Origin of the sequence: Roseateles sp. (genome assembly GCF_046300915.1) — a bacterium.
Lineage (GTDB): Bacteria > Pseudomonadota > Gammaproteobacteria > Burkholderiales > Burkholderiaceae_C > Kinneretia.
In genome coordinates, this window is sequence record NZ_JBKCLH010000166.1 from 1 (window position 1) to 8,343 (window position 8,343).

Annotated in this window: 10 protein-coding genes, 1 tRNA gene and 1 pseudogene; 10 read left to right on the plus strand and 2 right to left on the minus strand. The window is 70.7% G+C overall.

The features are described 5' to 3' along the window. The 9 genes and pseudogenes from ACK5F2_RS12670 to ACK5F2_RS12710 form a co-directional block, all read left to right on the plus strand. Positions 1–233: pseudogene (locus ACK5F2_RS12670) on the plus strand (transglutaminase); the annotation flags it as partial. A gap of 19 nt (positions 234–252) precedes the next feature. Beyond that, on the plus strand, positions 253–2,262 hold the full coding sequence (gene selB, locus ACK5F2_RS12675) for a selenocysteine-specific translation elongation factor (RefSeq protein WP_409865145.1): 2,010 nt from the start codon (positions 253–255) through the stop codon (positions 2,260–2,262). A 43-nt stretch (positions 2,263–2,305) separates the two neighbouring features. Continuing rightward, a tRNA-Sec gene (locus ACK5F2_RS12680) sits at positions 2,306–2,401 on the plus strand. A gap of 20 nt (positions 2,402–2,421) precedes the next feature. Further along, positions 2,422–2,997: a nitroreductase gene (locus ACK5F2_RS12685; protein WP_409865146.1), complete on the plus strand. Its 576-nt coding sequence runs from the start codon at positions 2,422–2,424 to the stop codon at positions 2,995–2,997. A 73-nt stretch (positions 2,998–3,070) separates the two neighbouring features. Then, positions 3,071–3,820, plus strand: coding sequence for a molybdate ABC transporter substrate-binding protein (modA, locus tag ACK5F2_RS12690; RefSeq protein ID WP_409865148.1), 750 nt, complete (start codon positions 3,071–3,073; stop codon positions 3,818–3,820). Beyond that, positions 3,820–4,503 carry a molybdate ABC transporter permease subunit gene (gene modB, locus ACK5F2_RS12695; RefSeq protein WP_409865150.1) on the plus strand — a complete coding sequence of 228 codons (684 nt, stop codon included), beginning with the start codon at positions 3,820–3,822 and terminating at the stop codon, positions 4,501–4,503. The genes modA and modB overlap by 1 nt, the downstream gene beginning before the upstream one ends. Further along, positions 4,500–5,162, plus strand: coding sequence for an ATP-binding cassette domain-containing protein (locus ACK5F2_RS12700; protein ID WP_409865153.1), 663 nt, complete (start codon positions 4,500–4,502; stop codon positions 5,160–5,162). The genes modB and ACK5F2_RS12700 overlap by 4 nt, the downstream gene beginning before the upstream one ends. Then, a complete protein-coding gene (locus ACK5F2_RS12705) occupies positions 5,159–6,019 on the plus strand; it encodes a TOBE domain-containing protein (protein WP_409865155.1) in 861 nt (286 codons plus the stop codon). Before ACK5F2_RS12700 ends, ACK5F2_RS12705 begins: the two co-directional genes overlap by 4 nt. A 71-nt stretch (positions 6,020–6,090) precedes the next feature. Beyond that, the gene (locus ACK5F2_RS12710; RefSeq protein ID WP_409865164.1) at positions 6,091–6,987 is read left to right on the plus strand and encodes an aspartyl/asparaginyl beta-hydroxylase domain-containing protein; all 897 of its coding nucleotides are present in this window, start codon (positions 6,091–6,093) and stop codon (positions 6,985–6,987) included. 31 nt (positions 6,988–7,018) lie between these two features. Here the strand turns inward: ACK5F2_RS12710 and ACK5F2_RS12715 are convergent, their stop codons facing one another. Then, the gene (locus ACK5F2_RS12715) at positions 7,019–7,462 is read right to left on the minus strand and encodes a GNAT family N-acetyltransferase (protein WP_409865157.1); all 444 of its coding nucleotides are present in this window, start codon (positions 7,460–7,462) and stop codon (positions 7,019–7,021) included. 128 nt (positions 7,463–7,590) lie between these two features. On the opposite strand from ACK5F2_RS12715, the gene ACK5F2_RS12720 reads away from it, so the two are divergent. Beyond that, complete coding sequence (locus ACK5F2_RS12720; RefSeq protein WP_409865159.1) at positions 7,591–8,103, plus strand: N-acetyltransferase family protein; 513 nt, start codon at positions 7,591–7,593, stop codon at positions 8,101–8,103. A 12-nt stretch (positions 8,104–8,115) separates the two neighbouring features. Here the strand turns inward: ACK5F2_RS12720 and ACK5F2_RS12725 are convergent. Beyond that, a partial coding sequence (locus tag ACK5F2_RS12725) for a ketopantoate reductase C-terminal domain-containing protein (protein WP_409865161.1) occupies positions 8,116–8,343 on the minus strand: 228 nt, incomplete at its 5' end.

Here is an 8,343-nt window from a genome sequence, read left to right on the forward strand (position 1 = left end):
GGATCAAGGACCCCACCCACCCCCTGGTCGCGCCCGTCAACAAGGGCCTGTTCGGCGCCTGGGAGGGCAACTGGGTGGCCTACAACACCGGCCACGACCTGCGCCTGCCCGGCAGCGCTGCCAAGACCACCTTGCCCTTCCTGATGTACCCGCAGGGCGAGAACCGCAGCGGCCGCTTCGACGAGCTGGCCCCCGACAGCTTCAAGTACACGATCTCCGCCAAGGAAATCTGAGCCCCCTCGTGAACCGCCCATGATCGTCGGCACCGCAGGACATATCGACCACGGCAAGACCACCCTGGTGAGAGCGCTCACCGGTGTGGATACCGACCGCCTGCCGGAGGAGAAGAAGCGCGGCATCAGCATCGAGCTGGGCTACGCCTTCCTGGACATTCCAGCCGCCCCCCTAGGCGCCTGCGGCGCCGTCCCCCCAGGGGGGAGCGCCGGCCTTGGGGCGGCCCGGCGACCGGCCGATGGCCAGCGCATCGGCTTCATCGATGTGCCCGGCCACGAGCGCCTGGTTCACACCATGTTGGCGGGGGCCACGGGCATAGACCACGCCCTGCTGCTGGTGGCGGCGGATGACGGCGTGATGCCCCAGACCCGCGAGCACCTGGCCGTGCTCAGCCTGCTGGGCCTCAGGCGCGGTGCGGTCGTCATCACCAAGTGCGACCGGGCCGATGCAGAACGTCTGGCCGCCCTGCGCGGCGAGATCGCGGCCCTGCTGGCGGGCAGCGGTCTGGACGAGGCGCCGGTCTTCGAGGTCAGCGCGCCCACGGGTCAGGGCCTTGCGGCGCTGCGCGAGCATCTGCGGGCCGCCGCCCAGGCGCATGCGGCTGCGCGGGACGGCGCGGCCCAGGGGGGCCAGGCCTTCCGCCTGGCCATAGACCGCGCCTTCAGCCTGGACGGCGTGGGTACCGTGGTCACCGGCACCGTGCATGCGGGCCACACCCGCCTGGGCGAGGAGCTGGTCCTGGCGCCCGACAGCCGCGGCCGTCGCGCCCGCGTGCGCAGCTTGCATGCGCAGAACCAGGCGGTGGACGTGGCCTGGGCCGGTCAGCGCTGCGCCGCCAATCTGGTGGGTCTGGCCAAGGACGAGATCGAGCGCGGCCAGTGGCTGTGCGAGCCCGCCGTGGCCCTGGCCACCGAGCGCCTGGACGCGCGTCTGCGTCTGTGGCCCGGCGAGGCCAAGGCCCTGCGTTCGGGCACGCCCGTGCATGTGCATCTGGGCGCGCGCGCGGTGCTGGGCAGCGTGGCCCTGCTGGAGGGCGATCAGCTCCAGCCCGGCGCTGAAGCCCTGGTGCAGCTGCTGCTGCGCGAGCCCGTGGGCGCCTGGCGCGGTGACCGCGTGGTGCTGCGCGATGCCTCGGCCAGCCGCACCCTGGCCGGCGGCGTGGTGCTCGACCCCTTTGCGCCCACGCGCTACCGTCGCACGCCCGAGCGCCTGGCCGAGCTGTCGGCGCTGCAGGCCGCGGAGCCCGCCCAGCGCCTGCAGACCCTGCTGCAGGCCGCGCCCCTGGGCCTGGACCTGGCGCGCTTTGCCCGCGCCGAGGGCCTGCGCCGCGAGGCCCTGCCCGAGATCGCCGCGGCCCTGCGGGTGGCGGAGGGCGAGGCCGCCTGGGCCCTGTCCGAGGCCGCCGCGGCCCAGCTGGCCGACAAGCTGCTGGCCGCGCTGAGCGACTTCCACACCCGCCAGCCCGATGAGCTGGGGCCCGAGGCCGCGCGCCTGCGCCGCCTGACGGCGCCGCGCCTGCCCGAGCCCCTGTGGCGCGCGCTGCTGGCGCGCCTGCGCGAGCAGGGGCGGCTGGCCCTGCGCGGCGCTTTTGTGCATCTGCCCGAGCATGGGGTGCGGCTCTCGGCTGCCGAGCAGCGCATCGCACAGAAGGTGGCGCCCCAGCTGGCCCAGGCCGGCTTCGAGGGCGCCTGGGCGCGCGATCTGGCGCGCGACAGCGCCGAGCCCGAGCCCCTGATGCGCACCACCCTGGCCCGCCTGGCCCAGCAGGGCGAGGTGCATCAAGTGGTGAAAGACCTCTACTACGATCTGGGCCATATGCGCAGACTGGCCAGCACGGCGCGCGAGATCGCGGCGCGCAGCGAGGGTCAGGTCTTGGCCGCGGCCTTCCGCGATGCCACGGGCCTGGGCCGCAAGCGTGCGATCCAGATCCTGGAATACTTCGACCGCGTGGGCCTGCTGCGCCGGGTGGGCGATGTACACAAGCTGCGCAGCGAATCCAATCTGTTCGCGGCCGAAAGCAGGGCATGATGCCGGACGATTTCAGACCGCATCCCAGGGGTGCGGATGCTGCGGAGGGGAGACGACACCGGTGTGTCGGCCGGGCTTCAAACCCGGTGGGTGGTGCCACGCGCCGCCGGGTGGGTTCGACTCCCATTCCCCTCCGCCACCAGCCTGTGCGGTGACTTCATGAACCAAGCGCAAGACCTGGCCCTGCAAGCCTTGCTGGGCCGCTACTCGGTAGGCCCCAAGCATCTGCTGGAGCCCGGCCCCAGCCCCGAGGAGCTGGAGCTCATGGCCCGCGCCGCCCTGCGGGCCCCCGATCACGGCGAGCTGGTGCCCTGGCGTTTCAAGGTGGTCAGTGGCGCTGCGCGTCAACGCATGGCCGAGCTCTTTGCTGAGGCGGCGCGCGCCGCGGGCCAGGGGGAGGAGGGCGCGCAGATGGATGCCGAGCGCGCCCTGCGACCGCCGGTCAGCGTGGCCATCGTGGCCCGCATCGATCTGGGTCATCCCCAGGTCCCGGCCCATGAGCAATGGGTGGCCCTGGGCGGCGCCCTGGCCCAGTTCATGAGCGCGGCCCATCTGCTGGGCTATGGCGGCAAGATGCTCAGCGGCGCCAAGGTGCGCAATCCGCAGATCGCCGCCGCCTTCTGCGCGCCCGGCGAGACCCTGGTGGGCTGGCTGGCCCTGGGCACGCCGGCCAAGCGGCCCGAGGGTGCGCAGCGCAAGCCCGGGCCTCAGGAGGTGCTGCAGTTCTGGGCTTGATTCGTTATGTACACTGCTACATATCGAAACTGACCGGCCCGCTGGCGGGCGCTCGACCATGTTCCGACGCCGGATGTCCCGCAGGCTCGTGGGTCTTGCTGTGCTGGGTCTGTTGTCAGCAGGGGTGGCCGGGGCGAGCGAGCTCACCGTCTCGGCGGCGGCCAGCCTGAACCAGGCCTTCCGGGAGCTGGCGCCCTTGTATGAGTCCCAGCATCCGGGGCAGAGGCTGCGCCTGAACTTCGGCGCCTCGGGGGCTTTGTTGCAGCAGATCGCCAAGGGGGCGCCGGTCGATGTCTTTGCCAGTGCCGACCAGGAGACCATGGATCAGGCGCAGCAGCTGGGGCTGGTCCGGCTTGAGCAGCGCCGCAACTTTGCCGCCAACACCCTGGTGCTGGTGGTGCCGGCCGGCGCCAGGTCCGTGCCCAAATCACTGGCCGATCTGGTGCAGCCCGTCTATGCGCGCATCGCCATCGGCCTGCCCGCCAGCGTGCCGGTGGGTCGCTACACCCAGGCCGCGCTTGAAAAGGCCCAGCTCTGGGCCGTGCTGGAGCCCAAGATGATCCGCGCCAACCATGTGCGCCAGGCTCTGGACTATGTGGCCCGTGGCGAGGTGGATGCCGGCTTTGTCTATGGCACCGATGCCACCCTGATGGCCGACAAGCTGCGCCTGGCCCTGACCGTGCCCACCGAGACCCCGGTGCTCTACCCGGCAGCCCCCGTGGCGACCAGCCCACGGGCGGCCGAGGCGCGGAGCTTCGTGGCCTTTTTGCTGAGCCCGGCGGCTCAGGCCGTGTTGGCGAAACACGGTTTTGGCAAGCCCTGATGCAAGAGGCCTGGATTCCCCTGCTGCTCACGCTCAAGGTGGCGGGCTGGGCCACGGCCCTGAACCTGCTGCTGGGCGTGGGCGTGGGCTTTGCGCTGGCGCGGCTGCGTTTTCCGGGGCGCGAGCTGCTGGACGCGCTTCTGACCCTGCCCATGGTGATGCCCCCCACCGTGCTGGGCTACTACCTGCTGGTGCTGATCGGGCGCAACGGCCCCATCGGCGCCTGGCTGCAGGCCGAGTTCGGCATCAATCTGATCTTCAGCTGGCAGGGCGCGGTGATCGCGGCCACCCTGGTGGCCTTTCCCCTGGTCTTCAAGTCGGCCCGCGCCGCCTTCGAGGGCGTGGACCCGCAGCTGGAGCAGGCCGCACGGGTGCTGGGCCTGTCGGAGCTGGCGGTGTTTTTCCGCGTGACCCTGCCCCTGGCCTGGCGCGGCATCCTGGCCGGCCTGCTGCTGGCTTTTGCGCGAGCCACCGGCGAGTTTGGCGCCACCCTGATGGTGGCCGGCAGCATTCCGGGCGAGACCCAGACCCTGTCCATCGCGGTGTATGAGGCGGTGCAGGCGGGGCAGGACGCCACGGCCAATTTCCTGGTGCTGCTCACGTCCATCACCTGCCTGCTCGTGCTGCTGGGCGTGGGTCGCCTGGCACCGGGGCGTGTGGCGGGGGGAGGGCTGGCGCGGTGATCTGGGATGTGGATGTGCGGCGCGTCTTCGAGCAGGCCGGCCGGCGCTTCGAGCTGCAGGCCCGCTTTGCCAGCGACGCGCGGCGCCTGGTGCTGCGGGGCCCCTCGGGCGCAGGCACGAGCCAGACCCGGAAGATCATCGCCGGCCTCGCCCGCGCCGATGCCGGCCATGTGCGCCTGCTGGGCCGCAGCCTGCAGGACAGCGCCCGGGGCCTGAACCTGCCGGCCCGTGAGCGCGGCCTGGGCTATGTGTTCCAGGACTACGCGCTCTTTCCCCACCTCACGGTGCGGCAGAACGTGGCCTTTGGCCTGGCCGGGGGCTGGCGCAATCCATCCCGTGGGCTGCAGCACCCCGAGCTGACGCACTGGCTGCGAACCCTGGGTCTGAGCGAGCTGGCCGAGCACCAGCCCGAACAGATCTCCGGCGGCCAGCGCCAGCGCGTGGCCCTGGCCCGGGCCCTGGTGGGCCGGCCCCAGGCCCTGCTGCTGGACGAGCCCTTCGCCGCCCTGGACAGCCCCCTGCGCCGCCGCCTGCGCCAGGAGCTGCTGGGCCTGCTGAACAGCCTGGACCTGCCCATGCTGCTGATCACGCACGAGGAGGAAGACGCCGAGGCCCTGGCCGAGCAGGTGCTGCGCATGGACCAGGGGCGGCTGCTGTGAGCGCGCACAAGTCCAAGCCCCTGCCCGAAGCCGGCGCGGGCGCCCTGTCCCTGGAGGCCAGCCTGGTGCTGAGCCTGGGTGGTGAAAAGCTGGGCGGCGAGCTGCGCCTGGCCCTGCTGCGCGAGATCGGCGCCCTGGGCTCCATCAGCCAGGCGGCCAAGGCCGTGGGCCTGAGCTACAAGGCTGCCTGGGACGCGGTGGAGCAGATGAACAATGTGGCCGGCGAGCCCCTGCTGGAGCGCAGTGCGGGCGGGCGCGGCGGCGGCTCCACCCGCCTGACCGAACGCGGCGAGCAGCTGGTGGCGCGCCATGCCCGGCTGCAGGCCCTGCACCAGCGCTTTGTGCAGCAGCTCAGCGAGGAGGGCGGCGAGCTGGGCCAAGACTTCCCCCTGCTCAGGATGCTGACCATGAGAACCAGTGCGCGCAACCAGTTTCTGGGCCGCATCAGCGCCTGCACCCGCGGCGCGGTGAATGACGAGCTGGTGCTGAGCCTGCCTGGCGGGGCCGAGCTGGTGGCCATCATCAGCCACGAAAGCACCGAGCAGCTGGGCCTGCAGCTGGGGGCCGAGGCCTTTGCCCTGGTGCAGGCCGGTGCGGTGATGATTGCGCGCCCGGCACCGGATGGCGCGTCGCAGGGGGCGGGCCTGCGCCTGTCCGCCCGCAACCAGCTGCGCGGCACGGTGGCGGCCCTGCGCCCCGGCGCGGTCAATGCGGAGCTGCTGGTGGACATTGGTGGCGGCCAAACCCTGGCCGCCACCATCACCCAGACCAGCCTGGAGGAGCTGGGTCTGGCCGAGGGTGATGCGGTGCTGGCCCTGTTCAAGGCCTCCAGCGTCATTCTGGGCAGCGCGGGCTAGCCGCGCGAGAGGGCCGATAATCGCGGCCTTCCGCGTTTCTTTCCAAGGCCGCACAGATGTCTTCGATTCCTTTGCGCTACTGGGTGCTGCTGATCTTCATCGCCTCGGCGCTCTATGCCCATTTCCGCGGCAAGGTGCGCTTTGGCCTGGCCCGGGCCCTGACCGACTTCACGGTCCTGATCTCCCCGATCAACGCCCTGATGTACCTGTTCTCGCGCGCCCCGGCCACGCCGTACCTGGACACGCGCGAGTTCAAGGAGCTGGAGCTGCTGCAGCGCAACTGGGAAGTGATCCGCGAGGAGGCGCTCAAGCTCAATGACGAGGGCCAGATCAAGGCCGCGGCCACCTACAACGACATCGGCTTCAACAGCTTCTTCCGCACCGGCTGGAAGCGTTTCTACCTCAAGTGGTATGGGCAGGACCTGGCCTCGGCCCAGGCCCTGTGCCCCAAGACCGTGGAGCTGCTGCGCCAGATCCCCAGCGTCAAGGCCGCCATGTTCGCCTCCCTGCCGCCGGGCAGTCGCCTGCAGCGCCACCGCGACCCCTATGCGGGCTCGCTGCGCTACCACCTGGGCCTGACCACGCCCAACTCGCCCGGCTGCTTCATCGAGGTGGACGGTCAGCGCTACCACTGGAAGGACGGTGAGGCGGTGATGTTCGACGAGACCTACATCCACTACGCCGAGAACAGCACCGATCAGCAGCGCGTGATCCTGTTCTGCGATGTGGAGCGACCGGTCTTCTTTGCCCCCGTGCGCTGGCTCAACCGCCTCTTTGGCCGCGTGGTCATGACGGCCGCCGCCACCCAGAACGTGGAGGGCGAGCCCGTGGGCGGGCTCAACAAGTTCTTCTTCTATGCCTACAAGGTGCGGCTGTGGGGCAAGGCCCTCAAGGCCAAGAGCCGCCCGACCTACTACATCGGCAAGTGGGTGCTGATCCTGGGCCTGCTGTACTGGATCTTTGCCTGAGCTTGAGTGAGTAAGGGCACGCGCGCTGCACTCATGGTGCCGCGCGCTCCAGGCGCTTGCGCATCAGATACTTGGCCAGTCCCGGGGCAAAGCCCTCCAGGCAGGCGGCCTCCTCATAGCCCAGGTGCCGGTAAAAGCCGGGCGCCTGGAAGCTGAAGGTCTCCAGGTAGATCAGCTCGCAACCCCGCGCCGCGGCTTGCGCCTCGAAGGCGCGCATCAGCGTCGCGCCCAGGCCCTGGCCGCGTCGATCTTCCCGCACCCACAGCTGCTGCAGCTCGCAGCACAGCCCCCAGCTGCGCCCCAGTGCGCCGCCCAGCAGCGCGCCATCCGGCAGATGCATGCCCACAGCCAGGCTCCGAACCTGATCCAGTGGTGCGGCCGCCAGATTGTGGGCATGCAGGCCGGCATCAATGGCCGCCAGCAGCTCGCTGGGGCAGTCCTCGGCGTGGCAACTCAGGATCAGGTTCTCGGACATGGTGCAGCTCCTACACGGCGGCATTGGAGCATGCGGGGACATGTATTGACCCACCTCAGTGCCAGGTCTTGCCTCTCGCTGTGCTATACCGGCAGCTCTTCACTCGAACCCGCTGATGAACGCCCGGTATGCAAGTCACTGTACTCACCCCCGCCGACGCTGCGGCCTACCGCGAACTCATGCTGGAGGCCTATGAACAGGCGCCGGACGCCTTCACGACCACGGCGGCGGAGCGGCGGGTGGAGCCTGAGGCCTGGTGGATCAAGCGCATCGGCAGCGCCGAGGGCCTGGGCACCTGCTTCGGCGCCTGGCAGGAGGGGCGGCTGGTAGGCACGGTGGCCATCGAGTATTCGGCCAAGCCCAAGACCCGCCATGGCGCCCTGATCCTGGGCATGTATGTGCAGGCCGCGCAGCGCGGCCGCGGTGTCGGCTTGGCGCTCATGCAGGCGGCCATTGCCGCAGCCTCGGCCCGGCCCGAGGTGCTGGCGCTGAACCTCACGCTGACCGAGGGCAATGAGCCGGCGCTGCGGCTCTATCGCTCGGTGGGTTTTGTGAGCTGGGGAACCCAGCCCCAGGCCATCCGCACCGATAGCGGTCTGAAGGGCAAGGTGCATATGAGCCTCGCACTCGCCAGGGGCTGAGCGCGACCCTGCTCAGCGCAGCCCCAGCGCCTCTTCCCGCTCGCGGGGCCCATAGGGCCGGGGCCGCTGGGCCCAGGCTTCCACCAGGGCCTGCATGCGCGCATTCAGCGGGGCCTGGCGGCCCTCGCGGCAGGCCAGGCGCACGACCTCGCCGCACAGCGCGTCGATCTCGGTCTTGCGGCCCAGGGCCAGGTCATCGGCCATGCTGGAGCGGGCCTTGCTGTCCATGCGCAGCATGCG